The organism is Sphingosinicellaceae bacterium (assembly GCA_019285715.1).
GTDB lineage: Bacteria > Pseudomonadota > Alphaproteobacteria > Sphingomonadales > Sphingomonadaceae > Glacieibacterium.
In genome coordinates, this window is the sequence record CP079108.1 from 1,705,101 (window position 1) to 1,731,307 (window position 26,207).

The window sequence follows — 26,207 nt, forward strand, 5'->3', positions numbered from 1 at the left end:
TTCTAGTGCGCGCCGCAGACGAAGATTGACAGATAGTCCACCGACGGCGTGCCCGGCAGCGCCGGTGCAGGCGCGAAAGCGCGGCCCGAAGCACCGGTGGCGAGGCTCGCCAGTATCGTCGCCTCGCCACGCTCGCCCGGGTCAAAGCGCACGATGTCGTTGCCGATGCTGTAGTCGGGGCGGGCATTGGTCGCCAGCGACAGTGGTCGCACGCGGACCCTGGCGACCCGCCCGTCGGACTGCAGCGCTGCCCCCACCCGCGTCCCCGCCTCGCGGTTGTCGCCACTGCCATCCCCGCTTTCGCACCAGAATATGTCGACCTTGCTTGGCAGGGCCTCCGCTCCTGTATGCGGCGTGGACGCGGCAGACGGAGCAGCCGGTGCGTCGGCGGGGGCTACCCGCGTCCGGGTCGGTTCTGAAGACGGCGTGGCGACCGAGACCGCCGGGGCGTCTGTGACTTCGGGCGCCTTCTCGGGTGCCTTCGATGGCGTGCTGCTCTCGGTCGCCAGCTTCGACGGCTCCACGCCGTTTCCCATGATCAACCCGGCCGCGACCAGGATAATCCCGAACACCCCGAGCAGGATCTGGCGCTGGAGCGAATCGAAAGCACGCAACTCGACCTGCACGAGCTTGACGCCGCCGCCGACGATCGCGCCGACGATGCACGCGACCCCGATCAGGATGAGAGTGGTTTGCGTCGCCCGGCCTCCCGCAATTCGATTGCAATACAGTCTTGCGCGGGCGGCGGGTCAACCCTTCAGGCTGTAGGCCGGGACACTCGCCGCGATCGGATCGAGGCGGACCGACAAGGCGATGCCCGCGCCGGCCAGCAGCAGGATCGCGGCGACAGCGAGCAGTCGGCGTGGCGCAAGCGACGGCACCAATGACCACGCCAGCATCGCGATCATCGACAGCGGCAGCGCGGCAGCGGACGGAGTGTCCTGCCCGATCGCCTGGGTCAGGAAGAATGCGAAGGAGAGCACGTACGCTGCCTCCATCGCGACGATGACGACGGCGATGATGGTTCCGATGGGTCCGCGCATGAAGGCGAGGGCGGCGACGACCACCCCGGCGAACATCACCGGCCATGCGACTATGAACGCCGCGGTCGGTGCGATGACCTGTAGAACGACGGCTGTGACCAGCAGGGGCAGCGCGGTCCCGATCGCCGTAGCGGCCGGCACGCCGTCGCGCTGCCGGAGCAACAGGCCGATCCCGACCGTCGCGCCACCAACCAGCAGCGCCTGCACCTGCAACCACGGGATCGCAGCCAGCCGGTCGTAGTAATTCGCGCCAGCGCCTGCTCCCGAAAGTATGTTGAAGGCGAACAGCAGTGCGGCTCCGACGACCAATGTCGCCAACGTCGCAAGTAGGCCGCGGCCGACATCGCTCGCACCTGCCCCGACCCGCCATGCCGTCGCGCCCAGCAGGACCACAGCCACGCCCAGCACCAGCCAGCCGACGACCGGCGGGTAGGCGATCAACGCGACGCCGAGCACGTCGAAGAACACGAGATTGGGGGCCTTGCCGGGCAGCGCGGGGACGGTGACCAGCGCCCGCGTCAGGTCGAGCGCCTGACTGCCCATGTCCTGCAGCGCGCCTTGGTCGAGGTTGTCCGCGGTAGCGAGCGGCGAGTGGTACAGGCCAGGGCGTCCGATGAAGGCGAAGTTGAAGCCGGGGAGGCCGAGGGCCTTGGCCGGGGTAAAGTCTGTCGAGTTTGGCAACAGCTCGTAAATCAACACACTCAGCGAGGTCGCCGAGGGCCGCCCGACTGCCTCTACGAACAGCCGCATCATCGCGCCGTTATCGCGCCCGGTCTCGAACATCGCGGCGCGCCCGCCGCCGCCGCGGGTCTCGAGATTGACGACGACCCCGATGTAGGCGCGGTCCGGATCGGCGTTGAACAGCGCCTTGCCGCCTTCGAGGCCGAGCTCTTCGCCGTCGGTAAAGACCACGACCAGCGGACGCCGCCGGCCAGGATCGAGCTTTAGCGTGCGTGCGATCTCGAGCGCCGACGCGACCCCGGCACCGTCGTCGGCGGCTCCCGGCGAGCCCCAGACGCTGTCGTAATGCGCGAGCACCAGTACGGCCGAGGCACCGGGCTCACCACCGGGCAAGGTGGCGACGATGTTGACCAGCGGCGGCGTCGCGTCGCTGCCGCTCCACTTGTGCAGCCGCGCGGCACCGGCTGGGCTGAGTGGCGCGCTCGTCGTGCGGACGCTCATGCCCAGACCCGTAAGCCGCTGCACCAGCCAGGCCCGGACGCGGGCGTTGTCGGCACTTCCGGTTGGGTGCGGTGCGCGGGCGATCTCGCGGACGTCGGCCATCGCGCGCTCGGCGGAGAAGGCTGTCGCGGCAGTGTCGAGGCCGCGCGGCGCCCGTGGCGTCGTCGCGAACACCGCGAGCAGCACAGTGCCAAGGAGCGCAATCAGTAGCGGCCACCAACTGCGCATCTGCCATACCCCCATAAGCCCGCATGGAGCTTCGGTGCTGTTGCCGGAAATGACAAGCTGTGGCGCAAAAGCCCCGCTCGGGCACCGCTCAAGCGTTGACACTTTGGCGGGCCGACACTAGAGGGACGCTGCCTCGGCGGGTGACTGCCGGGGCCGTTTTTTACTGTTCAACCGCCGTTCTCGGAGTTCCGAAGTGTCCGACGATCATCGCACGCCCGATGATCTCTCGCGCCGCATCGCCGACGCCAAGGACAAGGCCGGTCTCGAACAGAAGAAAGCGCCCAGCGCTGAAAGTCGTGGCTATGCCATCGGCGTCGAGTTCGTCGGCGCGGTGCTGGTCGGTGGCTTCCTCGGCTGGTTCCTCGACCGGCAGTTCGGCACCGCGCCGTGGCTGATGATCGTCCTGCTCGGGCTCGGCTTTGCCGCCGGTGTCCGCAGCGCCCTGAAACGGTCGAAGCAATTCGACGGCACGCCCGGAGACTAGACCCTTGGCCGGTCCCATGGAACAGTTCGACATCGTCCGGAAGGTTCCGCTGAGCCTCGGCGGCGTCGACGTGTCGTACACCAACTCCAGCCTGTGGATGACGATCGCGCTCGCGATGGTCGCGGTGTTCTTGTTCGTTGGCTCGGCCAACCCGAAGCTGGTGCCGGGTCGCTGGCAGGCGGCGGTCGAGTATTTCTACGACTTCGTCGGCAAGATGCTCGACGAGAACGTCGGCCCCGAGGGGCGGCGCTATGTCCCGCTGATATTCTCGATCTTCATCTTCGTGCTGGCCTGCAACCTGCTCGGGCTGATCCCTTTCGTCGGCGCCTTCACCCCGACCAGCCACATCGGCGTTACCTTCGGCCTCGCGCTGATCGTGTTCGTCGTGGTGCTGATCGTCGGCCTGCTGCGCCACGGCCTGCACTTCTTCTCGTTGTTCATCCCCAAGGACACTCCGCTGGTCCTGATGCTGATCGTCGTGCCGATCGAGGTTGTGTCGTTCCTGTCGCGTCCGTTCACGCTCGCCATCCGGCTGTTCGCCAACATGACCGCGGGCCACGTCCTGCTCAAGGTGTTTGGCGGCTTCGTCGTTGCGCTCGGCAGCTTTGAGGCGCTGCCCTACGTGTTCGGGCTGGTGCCGCTGACGGTCAACGTTGCTCTGACGGCGCTCGAACTGCTGATTGCGGTCGTCCAGGCCTATGTTTTCGCGCTGCTGGCGTCGATTTACCTAAACGACGCCGTCAATCTCCACTAATTCGTAAATCCTCTACCAAGACATCAACAGGAAGGTCTAACTCATGGACATCGCTTCAGCCAAGGTCATCGGTGCCGGTATCGCCGCGATGGGTGCCGGTATCGCCGCAATCGGTGTCGGCCTCATCTTCGGCATGTTCCTCCAGGGCGCGCTGCGTAACCCCGCCGCCGCCGACAAGCTGGCGGGCCGCCTGATCTTCGGCTTCGCCGTGACCGAGGCGCTCGGCCTTATCGCGGCCGTGGTCGCACTGGCGCTTGCGTTCAGCTAAGCGAACCGAAGCATGCCTCAGTTCGACCCAGCCAATTTCGCGCCCCAGCTGGCGTGGCTCGCGATCATCTTCGCGGTGCTGTATTTCGGCATCGTGCGGATGACCGTGCCCAAGGTCGGGAAGGTCGTCGAGGCGCGTGCCGCGCAGGTCGAGGGCGACCTGCTGGCCGCCGAGGCCGCTAAGCTGACTGCGGACGAGATCGGTGCCAAGAATGCCCGTGAGCTCGCCGCGGCGCGCGAGGCAGCGCAGGCCAGCGTCGCGAAGTCGCGGGCCGAGAGCGCCAAGGTCATCGAGACACGGCTGAAGGCGATCGATGCCGAGCTCGCCGCCAGGATGCATTCCGCGGAGGCCGAGGTCGCGACCGCGCGCGACAACGCGCGGGGCGAGATCGAGACGCTGGCCAAGTCGCTGGCCGACCAGATCGTCAGCCGCCTGCTCGGGCGTGCCGCGCCCGTGGGGAACTGATGATGGCCGACACGACCTCCACCGGCACCGCCAGCGCGGCGCACGAGCCCGAACCGGTCCTGCTCGGTCTCGGTGCCGAGACCTGGGTCTATATCTCGGTGTCGATCTTCTTGCTGCTAGCGGTGTTCGTGGGCAAGTTGCCGCAACGCATCGTGACTGCGCTCGACGGGCGTATCGCGGACGCCAAGCGCCAGCTTGAGGAGGCGAAGGCCGTACGTGCCGAGGCCGAGGCGCTGCTCGCCGGAGCCAAGCGCCAGCAGGCCGCGGCAGCCAGCGACGCGCAGGCGATTCTTGACCGCGCTCACACCGAGGCCGAACAACTGCTCGTGGACGCCCAAGCCGGAGCAGATGCTACGATCGGCCGCCGCACCCGCATGGCCGAGGACAAGATCGCCGCGGCCCAGCGCACCGCAGAGACGGAACTGCGCGCCCAGGCCGTCGAGCTTGCGACGGCTCAGGCTCGCCGGGTTATTGCCGAACAGACCGACTCCGGGATGCAGGCGCAGCTTGCCAACTCCGCCATCGCAGACCTCGCGCGGGCTTAGAGGGGGCCGCGAAGGCTAGGCCTTCGCACTCGGTCTCGCCGACACCTCTGCATACCACGCAAGCGTCGCCGTGTTGCCCTCCGGTACCCGCACCTTCACCCAGCGCGCGAAGTCGAGCGTCACCATCGCGGTGATGTCCGCCACGCTATACCGTTCCCCCCCGACGAACGGGCTCGCCGACAACCGCGCCTCGAGCCGCTCGAGGAAGTGCGCGATCAGGACAGTGCCACGCTCCGCCAGTTCGGCAGACTGTGCCAGCGGCGGGTTGGTGCCCGGCATGGCGCGCATAGCGTAGTGCGGCGAGCGGTTGCGGAAGATGCCGGCGACGGCGAACAGCCCGTCGAACTCGCACTGCCGCTGCCAGCTCTCGATCGTCGCCTGCTCGATCGGCATCGTCCCGAACAGCGGCGGCGACGGGTGCAGCGCCTCAAAATAGCGGCAGATCGCCATCGACTCGTCGATGATGGTGCCGTCGTCGAGGAGCAAAGTCGGCACGACGCCGCGCGGGTTGATCGCGACGAACTCCGGGGCAAGGTTGGCGCCCGATGGGATGTCGACCTCGACCCGCTCGACCTCGATGCCCTTCTCAGCGAGGAAGATTCGCACACGGCGCGGATTGGGCGCGAGACCCATGTCGTACAGGAGCATCTGCCCTCCACCCGGACCATTTTGGGCCCTGTTGCGTTGGGGCGCGATGATAACGATCTTGCGACCGGTGGCGATGGCGGTTATGCGCCACAGCATGAGGATCGGCATGAGCCTGAGAATGACCCGACGAATCTGACCGTCGCGCGTGAAGCGCGGCGGGGGACGGTTGATTGGCCGTCCAGCCGGATTATCGGATTTCACTCATCTGCTCATCGACTCACCCGGGACTTCCACCATGTTCGAACTTGCCCCTGCGGTGGCGGCTGATGCCGCTGCCATCGACCAGCTCCTCGACGACTGCTTCGGCCCGGCTCGCCGCTTGCGGACTGCGTACCGGCTTCGCGACGGCGTCATGCCGCTTGCCGGATTGAGCCTCGTCGCCCACGACGCGGGAAATCTCGTCGGCTCGATCCAGCTTTGGCCGCTGCGCTTGCTGCATGGCGCAACGACCGCGCTGACCTTGCTCGGGCCGCTCGCGGTATCGCCGGTGCGGCGCAGCGAGGGCATCGGCAAGGCCCTGCTGACCGAGGCGCTGGCTCGCGCCGATGACACCGCAGGCCCACCGATCGTGCTGATCGGCGATCAGGATTATTATGGCGCTTTCGGGTTCATCGCTGCGCCGACGCAGGGATGGGCAGTCCCGGGTCCTGTCGATCGTGCCCGGCTGCTGGTGCGTCACGGCAACAATCTGCCGATCGTTGGACGCCTTACGGCCGCCACCGAGGACTTCCGCATCGCGGCGTGACCTGACGGTTTTCCGCGCTTTCGGGCGCGAGAGTTGTCAGAGTAAGTACCCTCGCGCGTTTTTGGATTAGCGGCGACCGCGTGCGTCTTCGCTAAATATCGAGTCTTGGCGCTCGGGTAAGCGACGATGAGAAAGATCGTGCCGGTCAGCTGGGCGCAGGTGTATTGTACCAGATCGGCGATGTGTAGGACAGTGAAGTCCGGCGTCGTTTGCGGCCTTGGGGCTGGGCGATCCTGGAGCGACAAGGGGGACCTTCGCCGGAAGGACGACCTGGTGGGAGGCTGCTAGAACGGCAGCGCTGCCAGCCGCTTCGGCGCCGACGCGCGCCAGCTTCGCGTCAGCCACCCGTCGACGTGCGCCCAATCGACCGGGCCGATGTCGAGCCGGATGCCGATCCAGCCCGACGGGCCGAGGTAGGCAGGGCGGTAATACAGGTCGGGGTCGCTCTCGATCAGCATCGCCTGTTCCTCGACCCCGCTGGTCTTCACCAGCAGCGCCATGATGCCGTCGCCGTGGTGGTTCTGCTGGAAATAGGCGAAGAACTTGCCGCCGCGGACGAAGAAGCCGGGGCTGCCGTGCGAGACTTTCTCCTCGGCCTCGGGCAGCGCCAGCGCGAGTTCGCGGACCTTGGCCAGCGCTGCCTCTGGTCCGGTGTCGCGGCGGACCAGTTCGGCCAGCATGCGCGGGTAGAGCTGGTGCTCTGCAATCAGGATACGCGCCGCCAGGCTGTCAGGGTTATCGCCGGGCAGCACCGCGACCCGGGTCTGGCCGAGCGCCGGGCCGTCGTCGAGTTCGGGCGTGACGAGGTGGACCGTGCAGCCACTGATGCGCTCGCGCGCCGCCAGCACCGCCTCGTGGACATGAAGCCCCTTGTGCGCGGGCAGCAGCGACGGGTGGATGTTGACCATCCGGCCGTGCCACTTGGTCACGAATTCCGGCGACAGCAGCCGCATGTAGCCGGCGAGGGCGACGAACTCGACGTTCGCCGCCTGCAGCTCGGCATCGATGATGACGTCGAAGCTGGCGCGGTCCTTGCCCTTGTGCGAGCGCGCGAAAACCGGGACGCCCTCCGCAGCGGCGAGCGCGAGGCCGGGGGCTTCGGGATCGTTCGAGGCGACGAGGACGATCTCGTACGGGCAGTCGGCGGCGCGAGAGGCGTAAAGCAGGGCTGCCATGTTCGAGCCGCGGCCCGAGATCAGCACCCCGACGCGGGCGCGCTCAGCCACGATGGCGGGCCCGCTCAAGCAAGGTGGACGGCCTCCCACTCGGTGCGGCTGTTCCACACCTCGTCCGCGCCGAATACGGTGCAGCCGCGCGGGCCGGCGTCGACCGCGCCGATGACGTGGACGGTCTCGCCCGCTGCGGTCAGGCGCTCGGTCAGCGCATCCACGTCGGCGGCGGCGACGCACACCACCATGCCGATGCCACAGTTGAAGGTGCGCGCCATTTCGCCCGGCTCGATGCGGCCACGGCCCTGCAGCCAGGCGAACAGCGGCGATTGCAGCCACGCGCCCGCGTCGATGCGGGCATGGCAACCCTCGGGCAGGATGCGCGGGACGTTCTCCAGCAGTCCGCCACCGGTGATGTGGGCGAGGGCATGGACCTGTCCGGCGCGGACCGCCGGGAGCAGGCTGCGGACGTAGATGCGGGTCGGTTCGAGCAGCGCATCCGCCAGCGTGACGTCGATATCGAACGGGGCCGGGCGGTCGAGCGAGACCCCCTCGATCAGCTTGCGGATCAGCGAGAAGCCGTTCGAATGCGCGCCGGTCGAGGCGAGCCCGAGCAATATGTCGCCGGGTGCGACCTTGTCCCCGGTCAGCTGCTCGCCACGCTCGACCGCGCCGACCGAGAAGCCCGCGAGGTCGTAGTCGCCGGGCGCGTACATGCCCGGCATTTCGGCGGTCTCGCCGCCGATCAGCGCGCACCCTGCCTGGCGGCAACCGTCGGCGATGCTGGCGACGACGGCCTCGGCGACTTCAGGGACGAGCTTGGCGCTGGCGAAATAGTCGAGGAAGAACAACGGCTCGGCACCCTGCACGATCAGGTCGTTGACGCACATCGCGACGAGGTCGATGCCGACGCCGTCGTGCCGCCCGGTGTCGATCGCCAGCTTGAGCTTGGTCCCGACGCCGTCGTTCGCGGCGACCAGCAGCGGGTCCTTGTACCCCGCCGCGCGCGGATCGAAGAACCCGCCGAAGCCACCGAGTTCGGCGTCCGCTCCGGGCCGGGCGGTGGAGCGGGCGAGCGGGGCGATGGCGCGGACCAGCGCGTTGCCCGCGGCGATCGAGACACCGGCGTCGGCGTAGGTGAGGGGCTTGTCCATTGCGCGGCAGGCTTAGCGGCGGGAGGGGCCTGTGTCATCCCGGTGCGCGCTCGATGCGACAGGCCCGCAACAATGCTTGTCGCCCCTGCGAAGGGTACCTAACGTTAACGTCAAGGTAGCATTCAAGCCGCCATTCCTGGGAGAATCGCCGATGTCGTCGCGCCACTTCGCGCTTGCCGCGCTTGCCATGCTCGCCGTGACCCCGGCAGCAGCCGCCCAGAAGCCCAGCCAGCTGATCGTGTTCGGCGACAGCCTCGTCGATGCCGGCAACCTCGATGCGTTGGTCGGCAGCGACCAGTTCAACCCGGCCTCGAAGGGCTATTTCCCCGGTCGCTTCACCAATGGCCCGGACTATACCGACCTGCTCAACCAGCGCTTCTACGGCAGCTACCAGTCCCCGGCCTTCGCGGGCAGTGGCACCAACTATGCGATCGGTGGTGCGCGCGCCGTCGATACCGGCGATTTCGTTCCCGACCTCGCTTCCCAGCTCGGCTTCTACCTGAGCGGCCACAGCGTCGATCCGAATGCGTTGTATGTCATCAACATGGGCGGCAACGACGTCTTCGGCCTCGAGGCCAACAACATCGGCAGCTATACGCCGACGAGCTATGCCGCCGCCTTCGTCGCCACGATGACCGGCGCGGTCCAGACGCTCAGCCACCTCGGCGCCACCCGCATATTGGTGACCGGCGTGCCGAACACCGATGCGACGGGTTTCGCGCTGGAGGCACAGTTGCAGGCGGGGTTGAATGCGCTTGCGCCGACGTTGGGCGGGACGCAGCTGATCCGCTTCAGCTACCAGAATTTCCTCGGCCAGGTCGCGGCGAATCCGACGGCCTTTGGCATCGCGCCGTTCACCGAGACGGGAGCGTGCTTCGACCATCGCACGCCGATCAACGGCAAGATCGACTGCGACGGGTTCACCACGGTCGATAATATCCACCCGATCGCCAGCATTCAGGCCGCGCTCTACCATCAGGTCTATGCGGCGGCCGGCTTCGTGCCGGAGCCCGGCAGCTGGGCGCTGATGATCGCCGGCTTCGGACTGACCGGCACGATGATGCGGCGGCGGGCGCGCGCCGTCGCCTGAATCGCGGCGCGGGGAGCCCGGCACCCTTCCCGGGATGACAAACCCCGCGCACGCGCTACAACCCGCCTCGTGATCCGCGCTTTCCTGCTGCTCCTCGTCCTCGCCGTTGCCGCGCCCGCGTTGGCGCAGGAGACCGGTGGCGGCGGCGCGGCGTACGTGATCGGCGGGATACCGGTCGATACCTCGGCCAAGACGACCTACGACGCGCGCATGGCGGCGTACCGGATCGCGCGTGCCAAGGCGTGGCCGCTGCTGTGGAACCGGCTGACCGGCGAGGCCGCCAGTTCCGCCCCTCACTACGATGATGGCACGCTCCAGCAGATGGTCGCGGGGATCGAGATCGAGGGCGAGCATTTCTCGACGACGCGCTACATCGCGACGCTCGGCGTGGTCTTCGACCGGGCGCGGGCGTCGGCGCACTTCGCCGGGACCGCGGGGGCGCTGCATTCGGGGCCGATGCTGCTGCTGCCGGTGTTCACCGACGCAGGCGCGCGGACGCTGTACCAGGTCAAGACGCCGTGGATCTCGGCGTGGTCGCGGTTCAGCGAGGGGCTGAGCCCGATCGACTATGTCATCGCCAGCGGCTCGGCGGGGGACAACGTGCTGCTTACCAGCTACCAGACCCAGCGCAGCGACCGGCCGCTGTGGCGCAACATTCTCAACCGCTTCGGTGCGGTCGACGTGCTGATCGCCGAGGTCCGGTTGACGCGCTCGTTCCCGGGCGGACCGATCGCCGCGAGCTTCGTCGCCCGCCACGGACCCGACGGCACCGTGCTCGGGGCCTTCGATCTACGGACATCAGCCGAGGCCGGGCTCGACGCGATGCTCGATCAGGGCGTCCGTCGCATCGACCAGGTCTATGCGGACGCGCTGCGGGCCGGCCAGCTGACCAGCGAGGCCGATCTGACCGCCGAGCTCGACCCGATCCTCAGCGCTTCGCCCGACATCGCCGGGGCGGCGGTCGACCTGTCGGGGGCGAGCTTCGAAGCCGATGTCGTCACCCCCGACGCCAAGGTATGGGGCGAGCTGGAGACGGCACTGCGCAACACCCCGACGGTGACCGCGGTGACGCTGAGCAGCCTGTCGCTCGGCGGCACCTCGCGCATCCAGATCCACTACGGCGATACGCTCGACGTGCTGCGCTACCGGCTCGACCAGCGCGGCCTGCGCCTCGAGGGCACCCAGTTGCGCCGCAAGCAGCCGGGGGACGCGCCGATCCCTGAGCCGGCAAGCCTCGTCGCGGCGCGCCTTGCCGCAGCGACCGGGGCAGTCCCTCCCGTCGAGGGCGCAGTTCCGCCTGCGCCGGCGGGAGCACCACCGGCACCGCCCCCCGCCGAACCGCGCCCGGCGCTCGTTCCCGAGCCGCTCGCGCCGCGCCCGCGCGACCGCGCACCGAGGCCCGAGACCAGGCCGCAAGCCCAGCCGCAGCCCGCCCCAAAGCCCAAGCCGCAGGAGGGGCCGGTCGACCTCCTGTCGGGGACGGCACCCAAATAATGGCACAGCTGCCGCTCCCGCTCGCCTACCGCGAGGGGGTGGGGGAGGCCGATTATTTCGTCTCGGACGCCAATGCCGATGCGGTCGCGTGGCTCGACCGCTGGCCCGACTGGCCGCAGCCGCAGACCTTGCTGATCGGGCCGCCCGCGTCGGGGAAGAGCCACCTCGCGCGGCTGTTCGCGGCGCGCACCGGGGCGACGCTGTCCGATGATGCCGAGGCTGCCGATCCCGAAGCGCTGTTCCACGCCTGGAATGCCGCGACGACTGCGCGCCCGCTGCTGATCTTGGCACGGAAGCGCCCTGCCGAATGGGGCCATGGGCTGCCCGATCTCGCGTCGCGTCTGGCGGCGACCCCGCTGCTGGCCATCCGCGACCCCGACGACCGGCTGCTGGCTGCCGTCCTTGCCAAGCGGTTCACGGACCGTGGACTGCGCGTCGCTCCCGAGGTCGCAGCCTATATCCTCGCGCGGATCGAGCGGAGTTTTGCCGGTGTCGCGGCAGCCGTCGAGGCGCTCGACGGCGCGGCGCTGGAGGAGGGGCGGGGGCTGACCATCCCGCTGGCGCGGACCGTCCTGGAGGCGCAGTTCGACCTGCCGCTAGAGCCTTAGAAGCTGCGGCACCAAGCCCGGTGAACCACTCCCCGCCTCGCGTGTTCTGAAGCCAAATCCCAGACATCGAGGTTTCTAGAATGGACAATCAGGACAGCCCGTCGCGTCGTCAGGTCGCGCTTGGAGCGGGCATTGGCATTGCCGCCGCTGCCGCATCACCCGCGCTGGGACAGGGCAGCAGCGCGCCCCGTGCAACGACAGCCGCGATGCCGCTTCAGGACCCGCGCACCAAGTATCCCGCGCCGCCGTTCCCGGGCCAGGAGCAGCCGTGGCCTGGCCTCGCGGGCAAGATGGAGCCGCGCCCCGACCACGGCGAGACCAGCTATAAGGGCTCAGGCCGGCTGGCGGGCCGCAAGGCGCTGATCACCGGCGGCGACTCCGGCATGGGCCGTGCGGCCGCCATCGCCTTCGCGCGCGAGGGTGCCGACGTCGCCATCAACTATTTCCCGACCGAAGAGCCGGACGCCCGCGAGGTCATCCAGCTGATCCGCGCCGAGGGCCGCAAGGGCATCGCCATCCCCGGCGACCTGCGCGAGGAGGCGTTCTGCAAGAAGCTGGTGGCGGAAGCTGTGCGGCAGCTCGGCGGGCTCGACATCGTCGTCAGCAATGCGGGCCGCCAGCAGGCGCACAAGTCGATCGCCGACATCTCCACCGAGCAGTTCGACTGGACGATGAAGACCAATATTTACGCGCCGTTCTGGATCATCAAGGCGGCGCTGCCCCACCTCCAGCCGGGCTCGGTGATCATCGGCACGACCTCCGAACAGGCCACCGACCCGTCCGAGGACCTGTACGACTACGCCCAGACCAAGGCGGCGACCACTAATTACGTCCGCAGCCTGGCGAAGCAGCTCGCGCCCAAGGGCATCCGTGTCAACGGCGTCGCGCCCGGCCCGATCTGGACGCCGCTGCAGGTCAGCGGCGGCGCGTTCCAGGAGAAGCTCGTCAAGTTCGGCGGTGACACCCCGATGGGCCGCCCGGGCCAGCCGGCCGAGCTGGCGAGCATCTATGTCCAGCTCGCGGACAATGACGCCAGCTACTCAACTGGCCAGATCTTTGGCGCCGCGGGCGGCAAGGGCATGCCGTAAGCAGGAGCGTAATCGCTCAACGGCGCATCACACCGGCCCGAGCGCGACCGGCTCGCCCGGCGGCAGTTCGATCACGATACTGTCGCCGGCGCGAACTTCACCGCCGTTGAGCACAATTGCCATCACTCCCGCCTTTCGGACCAGCCCGCCGTCGGCGTCGCGCCCGAGGCAGGCTTCCATCAGTCCCGGCATCATCCGCTCGAGCTGGATGCACGGATTGCGGAGGCCCGTGAGCTCGACCACCGCGCTGTCGCCGAGCCGCAGCCGCGCGCCGCGGGGCAGGGTGAGCAGGACGAGGCCGCGCGTCGTGACGTTCTCGCCGAGCAGGATCGGCGCGACCTCGAACCCCGCTGCCTGAAGCTCGTCGAGCAATTCCTCATGGATCAGGTGGACCTGCCGCAGGTTCGGCAGCCCGGGGTTGAAGCGCGCCCGCGACCGGTGCTGGACCCGCTCGCCGCTGTGCGCGTCGCCGTCGACGCCCAGGCCCTCAACCAGCCGCACCGAAAGCTGCGGAACCTTGGAAAGACCGTGGCGGCGACCCGCTCCAACTGCAATGACGAAACCGCTCATCCGGCTCGCCTAGCGTACAGTCATCGACCTGTCATGTTCGAGGGGGTACACTCGCGCGCATGGAACATGCCGCCCGCCGAGAACTCCGGGACCCCGTCGCCGACGGCGTTGCCGATACCGAACGCTATTTCAACCGCGAGCTGTCGTGGCTGTCGTTCAACGAGCGCGTGCTCGACGAGGCGACCAACCGCAATCACCCGCTGCTGGAGCGGCTACGCTTCCTGTCGATCAGCGGCAACAACCTCGACGAATTCTATATGGTCCGGGTCGCCGGGCTGCGCGGCCAGGTCCAGGCCGGTATCGAGACCCGCTCGCCCGAAGGCGCGACGCCCGCCGACCAGCTGCTCGCGATCGCGCTCACCGCAGACGCACTGATGGAGAACCAGCAGGAAGTCTGGGGCGACCTGCTCAAGCTGCTGGCCCGCGCCGATTTCCATGTCCTCGACCCGAGCGAACTCAGCCCTGACCGCCGCCAATGGCTGGAGCGGCATTTCCTCGAGCAGATCTTCCCGGTCCTGACCCCGCAGGCGATCGATCCGGCGCACCCGTTCCCGTTCATCCCGAACAAGGGGTTCAGCCTGATTCTCGAGCTGCGCCGAATCGCCGACGACGAAATCCTGCGCGCGCTGCTGATGCTGCCGTCGATGCTGCCGCGCTTCATCCGCCTGCCCGGCAAGACGGCGCGCTTCATCAGCCTCGAGAACACCATCCGGCTGTTCTTCCACCAGCTTTTCCCGGGCTATGAACTGCTCGGCGACGGGGCTTTCCGGGTCATCCGCGACTCCGACATCGAGGTCGAGGAGGAGGCCGAGGACCTGGTCAGTTACTACCAGACCGCGATCAAGCGCCGCCGCCGCGGCGAGGTCATCCGCCTCAAGATCGAGGAAGCGACCCCGACCGGCCTGCGCAACATGGTCCGCGACGCGCTCGGCGTGCAGGACCGCGACACCACCGTGGTCACCGGCATCCTCGGCATTGCCGACCTCGCGATCCTCGTCGATGAGGACCGTCCCGACCTCAAGTTCGAGCCCTACACGCCGCGCTTTCCGGAGCGCATCCGCGAGCATGGAGGTGATTGCTTCGCGGCGATCCGCGCCAAGGACCTGGTTGTCCACCACCCCTACGAGAGCTTCGAGGTCGTGCTGGCGTTCCTCAAGCAGGCGGCCGCCGACCCCGACGTCATCGCGATCAAGCAGACGCTGTACCGCGCCGGCAAGAACTCGCCGATCGTGCGCGCACTGATCGATGCGGCCGAGGCGGGCAAGTCGGTGACCGCGGTCGTCGAGCTCAAGGCGCGCTTCGACGAGGAACAGAATTTGATGTGGGCGGCGGCGCTGGAGCGCGCCGGCGTGCAGGTCGTCTACGGTTTCGTCGAGTGGAAGACCCACGCCAAGCTGTCGATGGTCGTCCGCCGCGAGGGCCAGCAGATCCGCACGTACGTCCACTTCGGCACCGGCAACTATCACCCGGCGACGGCGCGTATCTACACCGACCTGTCGTTCTTCACCGCCGACCCGGTGCTGGCGCGCGACGCCGCGCAGGTGCTCAACTACATCACCGGCTACGTCCAGCCGACCCACCTCGAAAAGCTCGGCATGTCGCCCCTGACGATGCGTGGCAAGCTGTACGGGCTGATCGATGCGGAGATCGCGAACGCGCAGGCGGGGCGCCCGGCGGGCATCTGGGCCAAGCTCAACAGCCTGGTCGACACCGGCATCATCGACAAGCTCTACGAGGCCAGCGACGCCGGTGTCGTCATCGAACTGATCGTGCGCGGCATCTGCTGCCTGCGCCCCGGCGTGCCGGGCCTGAGCGAGCACATCCACGTCCGCTCGGTGATCGGGCGCTTTCTCGAGCACAGCCGCATCTTCGCCTTCGCCAACGGGTCGGCGCTGCCGTCTGCGGACGCCAAGCTCTACATCTCGTCCGCCGACTGGATGCCGCGCAACCTCGACCGCCGCGTCGAGGTGCTCGTCCCGATCGAGAACCCGACCGTCCACGCGCAAGTCCTCGACCAGGTCATGCTGGCCAATCTCAAGGACACCGAGCAGTCGTGGCAGATGACACCGGAGGGCCAGTACAAGCGCCTCGTCCATGCCGGCCCGGCGTTCAACCTGCACCGCTATTTCATGACCAACCCGTCGCTGTCGGGCCGCGGTGCGGCGCTGAAGGACCCTGGGACGGTGCCGCGGCTTGTGCTCGATAACACGGGCTGAACGATCGCGATCCCGGTTCGCCGGTCACGTCCGGCGGGCGCTGTCGCTAACGGCCCCCCCGCAGCGCTCGCTATGCGGCAGCGACCCCGGGCGATTTCGGCGCGTTCGGCAACGCGGTGGTGCTCGTCGCGCAAGCCGGTGACCGCATTGTCGGTTTCGGCTGCTGTGGCCGGCAGCGAGGCGAGGCGTTGGCCGAAGCCGGGTTCGGCGGCGCGATCAGCGCGGTCGATGTCCTTTGCGCGCACCAGGGCCGGGGGTTGGTCGCGCGCTCATGGCCGCGATGTCGCAAGCGCTATCGAGCCTCGGGCATACCACTGCGAGCCTGTGGGTCTTGCGCGACACTATGCCAATGATCGCACGACTGTCGGTGTCGCTCCGTACCGTGGGCAGGGTCGGCATGTACCGAAAACCGCGTATAGGCGTTAGAGTGACGAACCCGGCTGCTGTCCGGAACGGAGACGTGCGATGAAGCATAGGATCGCCATCGCGCTCGCGATCGGCCTGACGAGTCCCCTGGCCGCGGCGGTCATCGACGACGCGGCCGGCCGCGAAGCGCGCTGGAACGACATCAGCCAGACGATCTTTGCCGGCAAGCCCCTGACCCCGACCAGCGACGTCGTCGTCCTCGACGCGCCGGCGCGCGCGGTCGATCCGGCGGCGGTGCCGATGGTCCTGACGATGCCGGGGCCGGACAAGGTCGCCGCGGTCAGCCTGGTCATCGACGACAATCCGTCGCCCTATGCCGCGCACATCGCCTTCGGCCCCGCGGCGCTGACGCGCTCGATTGGCCTGCGCGTGCGGGTCAACGCCTATACGAACGTCCATGCCGTGGCTCAGACCGCCGATGGTCGCCTCTTCGAGACCGTGAAGTTCGTCAAGGCGTCGGGTGGCTGCTCGGCACCGGTCGGCGGTTCGGAGGAGGAAGCGTTGCGGGGCATGGGCACTATGAGCCTGCTGTTCGCCGGCAAGGGGGCGGGCGCGCCGAATGCGACCGCCGCGACGCTGACCATCCGCCACCCGAACTTCAGCGGCATGCAGATGGATCAGCTGACCCGCCAGTACACGCTGGCGCGCTATGTCCAGAAGATCGTCGTGACGCAGGGCGGCCGCAACATCTTCACGCTCGACGGCGACATCTCGCTGGCGACCAATCCGACGATCGATTTCGCCTTTACCGCCGCGGGCAAGGCACCGGTCGAGGTCGTTGCCAGCGATAACCAGGGCGGCCATTGGGAACAGAGCTTTGCGCTACCGGGAGCCTGACATGCTGCGCAGAATTGGTTTTGCCGTCGCCGCCGCTTTGCTGATTGCGGCAAGTCCTGAGCCGCCGGAACTGTGGATGGGGGCGATGCACGGCGAGACGCCGACCACTCTCACCGGCGCGACCGTGCTCGATCTTGCCGCGCTGGACCAGCTTGTCGCCACGGCGAAGCCGGTGCTCGTCGATCTTTCGAAGGCTGATGTCCGCCCGGCCGGGATGGCGCCGGAGATGCCATGGCTGCCGCAGCATCGATCCATTCCGGGCGCGGCGTGGCTGCCGGGCGCCGGCATCGGCGACATCGGGCCAGAGCGCGAGGCGCTGTTTGTGCAACGCATCGCGGCCTTGACCGGCGGCGACAAAGCGCGACCGATCGTAAGTTTTTGCCACCCCGACTGCTGGGCGAGCTGGAACGCCGGCAAGCGCCTAGTGCGCCTCGGCTACACAAAGGTCTACTGGTTCCCACAGGGTATCGACGGCTGGGAGAAAAGCCACGACACTGCGGTGGTCGCCGCCGATGCAGCGTGGGTGGGGGCACCGACGACCAAATAGAGCCGGTACTTCGACCCGGGCCGATTTAGCCTGCCGTCACGCTGCCGAGGTCAGGACCCGAATGTCTCAACCTCGGCGTCGATGATCTTATGCAGCCTCGGCGCGGCGCGGCAGCTTCCAGCCGGGGCGGACGAAGTGGCAGGTGTAGCCGTTCGGAATGCGCTCCAGATAATCCTGATGCTCGGGCTCGGCTTCCCAGAAGTCGCTGGCCGGCACGACCTCGGTGACCGTCTTGCCCGGCCACAGGCCCGAGGCATCGACGTCGGCGATTGTGTCGACCGCAACCTGCCGCTGCTCGTCGTTCAGGTAGAAGATCGCCGAGCGGTAGCTTGCCCCGACGTCGTTACCCTGGCGATTCCGGGTGCTCGGGTCGTGAATCTGGAAGAAGAACTCGAGCAAAGCGCGATAGCTGGTCTGCGCGGGATCATAGCTGATCTCGAGCGCCTCGGCATGATCGCCGTGGTTGCGGTAGGTCGCGTTGGGCACGTCGCCGCCGGTATAACCGACGCGGGTCGAAACCACGCCGGGTAGGCGCCGCACCAGGTCCTGCATTCCCCAAAAGCAACCGCCGGCCAGAATTGCACGTTCGATGGTCATCCGATGTCCTCCACCGCGTCTAGATAGGAGCCGTAGCGTCCGGTTTCCATGCCCCTATGGTCGGTGCAACGCGGGGCCACCGGGTGGGCATCATAGCCGATAATTGACCCGGTCACCGCCCAAATCCACTCCCCCCGCCCCGGGGCCGACGGTCCCCCCCGAACGTCGGCAGGAAGCAGTTTTACTTCGGTTGTGGCTCCATCTTCTTGTGCTTGGCGATCTGCGCCTTGGTCGCCGGCTTGCCGTTCATCATGTACTTGCCGTCGACCATCGTCATGCCGTCCGAACTGGCACCGGCAGGGGCGGACCCACCCGCCGCCGGGTCTGTCGAGCTGCTGTGCATTGCGCCGATGGTGCCCGTGGAATCGGGCTGCATCGCGCCGTTCGTCGTGCCGCTGCCTGCGGTGTTGCCCGGCGCCGTTTGTGCAGTGGCACCCGACAGGCCAACTGCCGCAAGTGTTGCGGCGATCAAGAGCGTCCTCATCCGGTTTCTCCCAAGAGCTGCGGCGGCCGTTTCATCGCCACCTGGGCTGCAAACGAGCGGCGGCCGCGCGGTATCCACAAGTAAAGCCACGCAAAATCGCTTTCGGTAGCCTGACGCGACCACGCGACCACATCGCGCGGTCAACGATTGGACAGGCTCGTGGGACGCGCTATCAACGGGGATGCGCCGACTGTTTCTCGTGGCTCTGATGGTCCACACATCCTCGCTGGCGCAGACCGCCCGGGCGCCGATCGAGGCCGTCGATCCGATGATCGGGACGGCGGGGGACGGCCATACTTTCCCCGGCGCCGTCGCCCCGTTCGGCATGGTTCAACTGTCGCCCGACACCGACACCAGTTGCGAGATCCGCGCCTGCTACAGCCATGCTGCCGGTTACCGTTACGACGACCCGACGATCCAGGGCTTCAGCCACACGCATTTCTCGGGTGCGGGCCACTCCGATCTTGGCGACATTCTCGTGATGCCGCAGGCGGGGAGCAAGGTGCAGCTCGATCCCGGTGACCCGAAGCTGCCCGGCTCGGGCTATCGCTCGCGCTTCGACCACGCCAGCGAAGTCGCCCATCCCGGCTATTATGCGGTGACGCTGAGCGACAGCGGCGTGCGCGCCGAACTGACCGCCGGCACCCGGATCGGCGTCCACCGCTACACCTTCCCGAGCGGCAAGGCGGCTCACCTGGTCCTCGACCTGCGCTCGTCGCTGTACAATTATCCGGGCAAGATCCTGTGGGCCGGGCTGCACCTCCGGCCCGACGGCACCGTCACCGGCTTTCGCGAGACCCGTGGCTGGGCACCGGGGCGCAAATTGTTCTTCGCGATGCGCTTCTCGGCACCGTTGACCGGCCACGCGTTCGTCGACCGCGATCCCGCCGTTGCCTACAAGGGCTTCCAGGGTCCCGGCCGCGCTGCCGACGACGTCGCCGAAAAGCTCGGGCGCGCCCTCGAGGCGCAACTCGACTTTGGCGTGCTGGTGCGCCCGCTCGAGGTCAGGGTGGCGATCTCGGGTGTCGACGAGAACGCGGCGGTCGCCAACCTCGACGCCGAACCGGGCGACTTCGATGCCGTGCGCGGGCGCACCGCCACCGCGTGGTCGGCGGCGCTTGGCGCGCTCGAGATCGACGCGCCTGCGCCGATGCGGACCAGCGTCTACACCGCGCTCTACCACGCCTTGCTCGCGCCGAGCGTCTGGGGCGACGCCGATGGGCGCTACCGTGGACCGGACGACCAGGTCCACCAGGCGACCGGCTTCACCTTCCGCTCGACCTTCTCGCTGTGGGACACGTTCCGCGCCGAGCACCCGCTGCTTACCCTCGTCCAGCCCGGCCGCACCACCGCCGACGTCGTCAACTCACTGGTCGCAAGCCAGCAGCAAAGCTCGTTCGGCATCCTGCCGGTCTGGCAGTTCTCCGGGCGCGAGACCTGGACGATGATCGGCTATCACGCCGCCCCGGTTATCGCCGACGCGTACCTGAAGGGCCTGCGCGGCTTCGATGCCGACGCGGCGCTCGACGCCATGGTCGCCAGCGCGACCTATGCCCCCTACGGCGGTCTCGGCGAGTACATGAAGCGCGGTTATGTCCCGATCGACAAGGAGCCCGAGGCCGCCTCGAAGACCGTCGAATATGCCTACGACGACTGGACGATCGCCCGGATGGCGCGCGCGATGGGGCGCGCCGAGGTCGCCGACCGCTTCGACAAGCGCGCCGGATACTGGCGCAACAGCTTCGACGCGAAGACCGGCTGGCTCCGCGCTCGGCTGTCGACCGGTGCGTTCCGGACCCCGTTCGACCCGACCGCGATCAACTACGGCTCCGACTACACCGAGGGCAATGCGTGGCAGTACAGCTGGTTCGCGCCGCAGGACCAGGCCGGGCTGTTCCGCCTGCTCGGGGGTGATGCCAAGGCCGTCGCCAAGCTCGACGCGATGTTCGACTTCGACAATTCCAAGGTCGATTACAGTCACGCCGAGGACATCGCCGGGCTGATCGGGCAATATATCCACGGCAACGAGCCGAGCCATCACGTCGCCTATCTGTACGACTTCGCCGGCGCGCCGTGGCGGACGCAGGCGCGGCTCGGGCAGATCGTCGGGTCGCAGTACAAGCCGACGCCGGACGGTTTGGCGGGCAATGACGACCTCGGCCAGATGTCGGCCTGGCTGGTGTTCACCGCACTCGGTTTCTACCCCGTCGCGCCGGGGTCGAACCAGTATGTCATCGGCCGGCCGTTCGTCGACCGGGCGGTGCTCAACCTGGAAGGCGGTAAGCGTTTCGTCGTTCGCACCGAGGGCCTGAAGGCCGCGAACAAATACGTTACGGGCATCACGCTCAACGGCAAGGCGCTCGACCGCAGCTACATCACTGACGCGGAGGTGCGCGCCGGGGGCGAGCTGCACTTCACGATGGGGCCGCAACCCGACAAAGGCTGGGCGACCGCCAAGTCGGCGCGCCCGTTCTCGATCTCGCGCTAGCCGAAACGTGACCCGCACGGCCTACGCGGCAGTCGAGACCGGCGGGACCAAGATCCTGTGCCGGGTCGTCGACGACGCCGGAGCGGTGCTGGCGGAGGGTCAATGGCCGACGACGACCCCGGACGCCGCCGCGGACGCGATCGTCGGATGCATCGCCGCGGCACTTCCCGCGGGCGTGCGTCTTGCCGGCGTCGGCATCGCAGCGTTCGGGCCGCTGATCATCGACCCCGCTTCGCCGCGCTGCGGCCTGATGCTCCAGACCCCCAAGCCGGGCTGGTCCGGGTCCAACCTTCGCGCCGGGCTGGCCGACCGCCTCGGCGTGCCCGTCGCGGTCGATACCGACGTCAACGCCGCCGCCGTCGCCGAGCAGCGGCTGGGGGCGGGGAGGGGGCTGCCCAGCGTCGCTTACCTGACCGTCGGCACGGGCATCGGCGCGGGGCTTGCTACCGGTGGTCGCTCGCTTGCCGGCGCGCTTCACCCCGAGGTCGGCCATGTCCGCCTCATCCGCGCACCCGGCGACGACTTCGAAAGCTGCTGTCCGTTCCATGCCGAGTGCGCCGAGGGCCTGGCCGCCGGCCCCGCTATAAGCCGCCGCCTCGGCCCGGGACGGACGCTGGCGGATGCGCCCGAGGTCGCCGGTCTGGTTGCGGACTATCTCGGCCAGCTGATCGGGGTTCTGGTTCTGGCCTGGTCGCCGCACCGGGTCGTGCTCGGTGGCGGCGTGATGAAGACACCGGGCCTGATCGCTGCGGTCGATGCAGCACTCCGCCGTAGTATCGGCAAATACGGCGTCGGCACGACACTGGAGGCACCCGATTTCCTGATCGCCGCCCGGCTTTCGCATGCCGGGCTCGAGGGTGCGCTGCTGATGGCACGCGCGCCCGGTACGGCGATTTGAGCGGGGGAGCAGTTTTACCGCAGTATCCAGATCGGGACACGGCTATAGAATTCCTCCGCCGGCGATGGAACTAAGCCAATGTCTCTCGTCATGCCCGAACCCGATGCCGGTGTTTTGGCGCGCCGATCCGAGATCGTTCGGGCCTTGCGCGCGATCGTTCCGGGAGAGGGCGTGATCGACGACACCGACGCATTGCGCCCCTACGAATCCGATGGACTGACCGCATACCGGCAGCCGCCGATGGTCGTCGTGCTCCCGGAAACCACCGCGCAGGTCTCGGCGATCCTGGCGTGGTGTCATGCCGCGGGCGTGAAGATCGTGCCGCGCGGCTCCGGCACCTCGCTGTCGGGCGGCGCGCTGCCACTGGCGGACGGAGTGCTGGTCGGCATGGCGAAGTTCAATCGTGTCCTCGACATCGACTACGAGGATCGGCTCGCAGTGGTGCAGCCCGGCGTCACCAACCTGGCGGTCACCCGCGCCGTCGAGGACCGCGGTTTCTATTACGCGCCCGACCCGTCGAGCCAGATCGCCTGCTCGATCGGTGGCAACGTCGCCGAGAACTCGGGCGGCGTGCATTGCCTCAAATACGGGCTGACGACGAACAACGTGCTCGGCGTCGAGCTGGTCCTGATGGACGGAGAGATCGTCCGGATTGGAGGGCGCCAGCTCGATCCGGCCGGGATCGACCTGCTCGGGGTCGTCGTCGGGTCGGAGGGGCTGCTCGGCATCGTCACCGAGATCACCGTCCGCATTCTACCGAAGCCGGAGGGCGCGCGGGCCCTGCTGATCGGTTTTCCGAGCGTCGAGGGCGCGGGGAAGTGCGTCGCCGACGTGATCGCGGCCGGTATCATCCCCGCGGGCATGGAGATGATGGACCGGCCCGCGATCCACGCTGCCGAAGCGTTCGTCGAGGTCGGCTACCCGCTCGACGTCGAGGCCCTGCTGATCGTCGAACTGGACGGGGTCAGCGCCGAGTGCGACCATCTGATCGAGGAAGTGGCGGAAATCGCCCGCGCCAATGGCTCGACGACGCTGCGCCTGTCGAATGGCGACACCGAGCGCGTCGCGTTCTGGGCGGGTCGCAAGGCGGCGTTTCCCGCCATCGGCCGCATTTCGCCCGACTATTATTGCATGGACGGGACCATCCCGCGGCGGCGGCTGCCCGAGGTGCTCGAGCGGATGCGCGAGTTCTCCGAACACTATGGCCTGGGTGTCGCCAACGTCTTCCACGCCGGGGACGGCAACCTCCACCCGCTGATCCTCTACGATGCCAACGTGCCCGGCGAGCTCGACCGTGCCGAGGCGTTCGGGAACGACATCCTGCGCCTCTGCGTCGCGGTCGGGGGCGTGCTGACCGGCGAGCACGGTGTCGGCGTCGAGAAGCGCGACCTGATGCCGGTGATGTTCTCCGAGACCGACCTCCGCCAGCAGCAGCAGCTGAAATGCGCCTTCGATCCGAAGCTGCTGCTCAACCCCGGTAAGGTGTTCCCGACGCTGCACCGCTGCGCCGAACTGGGCCGGATGCATGTCCATCACGGCGCGGTGCCGTTTCCGGACCTGCCGCGCTTTTGATGGCAGCACCGATGGCAACCCTCCGTCCGACCTGCGTCGACGAGCTGGTCGACGTGGTTGCCGCCGCACGCGGGGACGGCCACGCGCTGGCCATCGGGGGCGGCCTCAGCAAGGCGGGGACCGGGCGGCCGGTAGCGGATGCGGTACCGCTCGACCTGACCGCCTTTGCCGGTATCATCGACTATGACCCCGCGGAGCTCGTGCTGACAGTCGGGACCGGCACACCGCTCGCGGAGATCGAGGCGCTGGTCCGGGGCGAGGGCCAGATGCTCGCGTTCGCACCGTTCGATCACGGCCCGATCTTTGGCAACGTGATCGGAAAGGCGACGATCGGCGGCGTCGTCGCGGCCGGGGTCGCGGGGTCGCGGCGGCTGTCCGCGGGATCCGTGCGGGACCATCTGCTCGGCTTTCGCGCCGTCTCGGGTCGCGGTGAAGCGCTGCTCGCCGGTGCCCGCGTCGTCAAGAATGTTACCGGGTACGATCTGCCCAAGCTTGCCGCCGGGAGCTGGGGCCGGCTGTTCGCGATGACCGAGCTGACCCTCAAGGTACTGCCCCGGCCGCCGCTGCGCGCGACGCGGGCGATCACCGGCCTCGATGCGGGGCAGGCGGTAGCAGCGATGGCAGCCGCGATGGGATCGCAGGCCGAGGTCGTGGCGGCCGCGCACATCCCCTGGTATCGGCACGGCGGCGTTGCCCTCACAGCCTTGCAAGTGCAGGGGTTCGGACCGGCAGTGGCGGCCAAGAGTGCCATGCTCGACCGGTTGCTGTCGAGCTTTGGCCGGGTCGAGGCGCTGGACGACGCCGAGGACGATCGCTTCTGGGAGGATTTGCGTTCGCTTGCGCCGCTGGGTCGCGACCGGCCGCTGTGGCGCGTCAACGTACCGCCGAGCCGGGGCGGCGCGGTCGTGTTGAGCCTGCAACCGCACGGCGCCGAGTGGCTTTTCGACTGGGCGGGTGGGCTGGTCTGGCTGACCTTCGACGGCGACCCGGCGCTGGTACGCGCCGCCGCCGACGCCGCGGGAGGCCATGCCAGCCTCGTGCGGGGACCGGCCGAATTGCGGGCATCGGTCCCGGCGTTCCATCCCGCCGCAGCCGGCGTTGCCGCGCTCGAGATGCGCGTCCGGCGCGCCTTCGATCCGGCGGGCGTGTTCGAGACCGGGCGCTTCGGAGACCGGGCATGAAGACCGAATTCACTCCCGAGGCGCTGCTCGACCCGGCGATGGCCAGCTCCGAAACGGTGATCCGCAAGTGCGTGCATTGCGGTTTCTGCACGGCGACCTGCCCGACCTACGTCCTGCTCGGCGACGAGCTCGATAGTCCGCGCGGTCGCATCTACCTGATCAAGGACATGCTGGAGCAGGCGCGGACCCCGACAGCGGAGATCGTCAAGCACGTCGACCGCTGCCTGTCCTGCCTCGCCTGCATGACGACCTGCCCGTCGGGCGTGAACTACATGCACCTGGTCGACCACGCGCGCGCCTATATCCACGAGCGCTATCGCCGGCCGCTGCGCGAGCGGATGATCCGTTCGCTGCTGGCCTGGGTGCTGCCGCATCCCGGGCGGTTCCGCGCGGCGCTGGCGCTTGCTCGCCTGGCGCGGCCCGGCGAGCCGTTGCTGAGGCGTGTGAACGCGCTCCAGCCGCTCGCCGCGATGCTGACCCTGGTGCCCGCCCACCGAGCGCCGAAAGCCGACGCTAGCGATGCGCCCGTTGCCGGATCGAAGGGGCGGGTGGCGCTGTTGCAGGGCTGTGTCGAGCCGGTGCTACGCCCGGAGTTCCGAGCTGCCGCGGTGCGCGTGCTGAATCGGGCGGGCTACGACGTCGTGTTCGCGCCGGGTGAGGCCTGCTGCGGCGCCCTGGTGCATCATATGGGTCGGGAAAGCGACAGCCTGGCCAGCGCGCGGCGCAATGTCGACGCCTGGCAGCGCCTGGTCGCGGACGGCGGGCTCGACGCCGTGCTGGTCACCGCATCGGGCTGCGGCACGACCATCAAGGACTACGGCTTCATGCTTCGCGATGATGCACGCTATGCGGGACCAGCGGCGGCGATCTCGGCGCTGGCCAAGGATATCACCGAGTTTCTCGACGAGGTCGGGCTGCCGGCGGGCGATGGTCGTGGCATGACGCTGGCCTATCACGCGGCCTGTTCGCTGCAGCATGGGCAGAAGGTGACCGAGGCCCCGAAACGGCTGCTCGCCGGTGCGGGATATAGTGTCCGCGTGCCGGTCGAGGCGCATCTGTGCTGCGGCTCGGCGGGCACCTACAATATCCTCCAGCCGAAGATCGCCGGACAGCTGGGGGACCGCAAGGTCGCGAACATCGAGCGCCTCCATGCGGACATCATCGCGACCGGCAACATCGGCTGCGCGACCCAGATCGGCCAGCGCACCGCACTGCCCGTGGTTCATACGATCGAGCTCCTCGACTGGGCCACGGGTGGACCGGCCCCGGCCGGCGTTCTATCCCAAGGTTTCAAAGAGGTTAATCGCCGCACTCGATAGCTTCGATCAAAGAATGCGACGAAAGAGTTGCGCCGGCCTTAATCACGGATGGCAACCGCCGATACACGTGACAGAATTGCACCACGTCGCTCAAAAATGAAAGTCGT

General features: G+C 68.2%; 26 protein-coding genes. 18 read left to right on the forward strand and 8 right to left on the reverse strand.

What is annotated here, in order from left to right:
* Positions 1 to 2: 2 nt before the first annotated feature.
* Positions 3 to 626 (reverse strand): hypothetical protein, encoded by a 624-nt coding sequence (locus KX816_07945; protein ID QXQ07911.1) that lies wholly within the window; start codon positions 624 to 626, stop codon positions 3 to 5.
* A gap of 123 nt (positions 627 to 749) precedes the next feature.
* On the reverse strand, positions 750 to 2,453 hold the full coding sequence (locus KX816_07950) for a M20/M25/M40 family metallo-hydrolase (GenBank protein ID QXQ07912.1): 1,704 nt from the start codon (positions 2,451 to 2,453) through the stop codon (positions 750 to 752).
* Between the two features lie 193 nt (positions 2,454 to 2,646).
* Between KX816_07950 and KX816_07955 the strand changes: the two genes are divergently transcribed.
* From KX816_07955 to KX816_07975, 5 genes are read left to right on the forward strand one after another with little or no spacing between them, the layout of a single operon-like run.
* Positions 2,647 to 2,937 (forward strand): AtpZ/AtpI family protein, encoded by a 291-nt coding sequence (locus tag KX816_07955; protein ID QXQ07913.1) that lies wholly within the window; start codon positions 2,647 to 2,649, stop codon positions 2,935 to 2,937.
* Between the two features lie 16 nt (positions 2,938 to 2,953).
* Entirely contained in the window at positions 2,954 to 3,691 is a 738-nt protein-coding gene (locus tag KX816_07960; GenBank protein ID QXQ07914.1) for a F0F1 ATP synthase subunit A, read from the forward strand.
* 43 nt (positions 3,692 to 3,734) lie between these two features.
* Entirely contained in the window at positions 3,735 to 3,959 is a 225-nt protein-coding gene (locus KX816_07965) for a F0F1 ATP synthase subunit C (GenBank protein QXQ07915.1), read from the forward strand.
* 12 nt (positions 3,960 to 3,971) lie between these two features.
* Positions 3,972 to 4,424 (forward strand): ATPase, encoded by a 453-nt coding sequence (locus KX816_07970; GenBank protein ID QXQ07916.1) that lies wholly within the window; start codon positions 3,972 to 3,974, stop codon positions 4,422 to 4,424.
* A gap of 2 nt (positions 4,425 to 4,426) precedes the next feature.
* Positions 4,427 to 4,969 carry a hypothetical protein gene (locus KX816_07975; protein ID QXQ07917.1) on the forward strand — a complete coding sequence of 181 codons (543 nt, stop codon included), beginning with the start codon at positions 4,427 to 4,429 and terminating at the stop codon, positions 4,967 to 4,969.
* Positions 4,970 to 4,984: 15 nt separating this feature from the next.
* Here the strand turns inward: KX816_07975 and KX816_07980 are convergent, their stop codons facing one another.
* On the reverse strand, positions 4,985 to 5,617 hold the full coding sequence (locus KX816_07980; GenBank protein QXQ08456.1) for a glutathione S-transferase family protein: 633 nt from the start codon (positions 5,615 to 5,617) through the stop codon (positions 4,985 to 4,987).
* A 235-nt stretch (positions 5,618 to 5,852) separates the two neighbouring features.
* On the opposite strand from KX816_07980, the gene KX816_07985 reads away from it, so the two are divergent.
* Positions 5,853 to 6,362 carry an N-acetyltransferase gene (locus KX816_07985; GenBank protein ID QXQ07918.1) on the forward strand — a complete coding sequence of 170 codons (510 nt, stop codon included), beginning with the start codon at positions 5,853 to 5,855 and terminating at the stop codon, positions 6,360 to 6,362.
* Positions 6,363 to 6,646: 284 nt separating this feature from the next.
* Here the strand turns inward: KX816_07985 and purN are convergent, their stop codons facing one another.
* Entirely contained in the window at positions 6,647 to 7,588 is a 942-nt protein-coding gene (gene purN, locus KX816_07990; protein QXQ07919.1) for a phosphoribosylglycinamide formyltransferase, read from the reverse strand.
* 14 nt (positions 7,589 to 7,602) lie between these two features.
* Entirely contained in the window at positions 7,603 to 8,685 is a 1,083-nt protein-coding gene (gene purM / locus KX816_07995) for a phosphoribosylformylglycinamidine cyclo-ligase (protein ID QXQ07920.1), read from the reverse strand.
* 544 nt (positions 8,686 to 9,229) lie between these two features.
* Here purM and KX816_08000 point away from each other — a divergent pair.
* From KX816_08000 to KX816_08015, 4 genes are all read left to right on the forward strand, one after another.
* Positions 9,230 to 9,775 carry a PEPxxWA-CTERM sorting domain-containing protein gene (locus KX816_08000; GenBank protein ID QXQ08457.1) on the forward strand — a complete coding sequence of 182 codons (546 nt, stop codon included), beginning with the start codon at positions 9,230 to 9,232 and terminating at the stop codon, positions 9,773 to 9,775.
* Between the two features lie 69 nt (positions 9,776 to 9,844).
* Positions 9,845 to 11,269 (forward strand): heavy-metal-associated domain-containing protein, encoded by a 1,425-nt coding sequence (locus KX816_08005; GenBank protein ID QXQ07921.1) that lies wholly within the window; start codon positions 9,845 to 9,847, stop codon positions 11,267 to 11,269.
* Complete coding sequence (locus KX816_08010; protein QXQ07922.1) at positions 11,269 to 11,877, forward strand: chromosomal replication initiator DnaA; 609 nt, start codon at positions 11,269 to 11,271, stop codon at positions 11,875 to 11,877. The genes KX816_08005 and KX816_08010 overlap by 1 nt, the downstream gene beginning before the upstream one ends.
* An 80-nt stretch (positions 11,878 to 11,957) precedes the next feature.
* Entirely contained in the window at positions 11,958 to 12,965 is a 1,008-nt protein-coding gene (locus tag KX816_08015; protein ID QXQ07923.1) for an SDR family oxidoreductase, read from the forward strand.
* A gap of 27 nt (positions 12,966 to 12,992) precedes the next feature.
* Here KX816_08015 and KX816_08020 read toward each other — a convergent pair whose 3' ends face one another.
* The gene (locus tag KX816_08020) at positions 12,993 to 13,535 is read right to left on the reverse strand and encodes an MOSC domain-containing protein (protein ID QXQ07924.1); all 543 of its coding nucleotides are present in this window, start codon (positions 13,533 to 13,535) and stop codon (positions 12,993 to 12,995) included.
* A gap of 59 nt (positions 13,536 to 13,594) precedes the next feature.
* On the opposite strand from KX816_08020, the gene KX816_08025 reads away from it, so the two are divergent.
* From KX816_08025 to KX816_08035, 3 genes are all read left to right on the forward strand, one after another.
* Positions 13,595 to 15,751 carry an RNA degradosome polyphosphate kinase gene (locus tag KX816_08025; GenBank protein QXQ07925.1) on the forward strand — a complete coding sequence of 719 codons (2,157 nt, stop codon included), beginning with the start codon at positions 13,595 to 13,597 and terminating at the stop codon, positions 15,749 to 15,751.
* 465 nt (positions 15,752 to 16,216) lie between these two features.
* Positions 16,217 to 17,014 (forward strand): quinoprotein dehydrogenase-associated SoxYZ-like carrier, encoded by a 798-nt coding sequence (locus KX816_08030; protein QXQ07926.1) that lies wholly within the window; start codon positions 16,217 to 16,219, stop codon positions 17,012 to 17,014.
* A gap of 1 nt (position 17,015) precedes the next feature.
* On the forward strand, positions 17,016 to 17,561 hold the full coding sequence (locus KX816_08035; GenBank protein QXQ07927.1) for a hypothetical protein: 546 nt from the start codon (positions 17,016 to 17,018) through the stop codon (positions 17,559 to 17,561).
* Positions 17,562 to 17,648: 87 nt separating this feature from the next.
* Here KX816_08035 and msrA read toward each other — a convergent pair whose 3' ends face one another.
* Entirely contained in the window at positions 17,649 to 18,158 is a 510-nt protein-coding gene (msrA, locus tag KX816_08040) for a peptide-methionine (S)-S-oxide reductase MsrA (protein ID QXQ07928.1), read from the reverse strand.
* A gap of 181 nt (positions 18,159 to 18,339) precedes the next feature.
* Complete coding sequence (locus KX816_08045; protein ID QXQ07929.1) at positions 18,340 to 18,642, reverse strand: hypothetical protein; 303 nt, start codon at positions 18,640 to 18,642, stop codon at positions 18,340 to 18,342.
* A 181-nt stretch (positions 18,643 to 18,823) separates the two neighbouring features.
* Between KX816_08045 and KX816_08050 the strand changes: the two genes are divergently transcribed.
* The 5 genes from KX816_08050 to glcF all read left to right on the forward strand — a co-directional run bounded on the left by KX816_08050 (position 18,824) and on the right by glcF (position 26,100).
* The gene (locus KX816_08050) at positions 18,824 to 21,130 is read left to right on the forward strand and encodes a GH92 family glycosyl hydrolase (GenBank protein ID QXQ07930.1); all 2,307 of its coding nucleotides are present in this window, start codon (positions 18,824 to 18,826) and stop codon (positions 21,128 to 21,130) included.
* Between the two features lie 7 nt (positions 21,131 to 21,137).
* Entirely contained in the window at positions 21,138 to 22,028 is an 891-nt protein-coding gene (locus KX816_08055; protein ID QXQ07931.1) for an ROK family protein, read from the forward strand.
* Between the two features lie 78 nt (positions 22,029 to 22,106).
* Complete coding sequence (locus KX816_08060) at positions 22,107 to 23,600, forward strand: FAD-binding protein (protein ID QXQ07932.1); 1,494 nt, start codon at positions 22,107 to 22,109, stop codon at positions 23,598 to 23,600.
* 11 nt (positions 23,601 to 23,611) lie between these two features.
* Complete coding sequence (locus KX816_08065; protein ID QXQ07933.1) at positions 23,612 to 24,781, forward strand: FAD-binding protein; 1,170 nt, start codon at positions 23,612 to 23,614, stop codon at positions 24,779 to 24,781.
* Positions 24,778 to 26,100, forward strand: coding sequence for a glycolate oxidase subunit GlcF (glcF, locus tag KX816_08070; protein ID QXQ07934.1), 1,323 nt, complete (start codon positions 24,778 to 24,780; stop codon positions 26,098 to 26,100). The genes KX816_08065 and glcF overlap by 4 nt, the downstream gene beginning before the upstream one ends.
* The last annotated feature ends 107 nt before the right edge of the window (positions 26,101 to 26,207 follow it).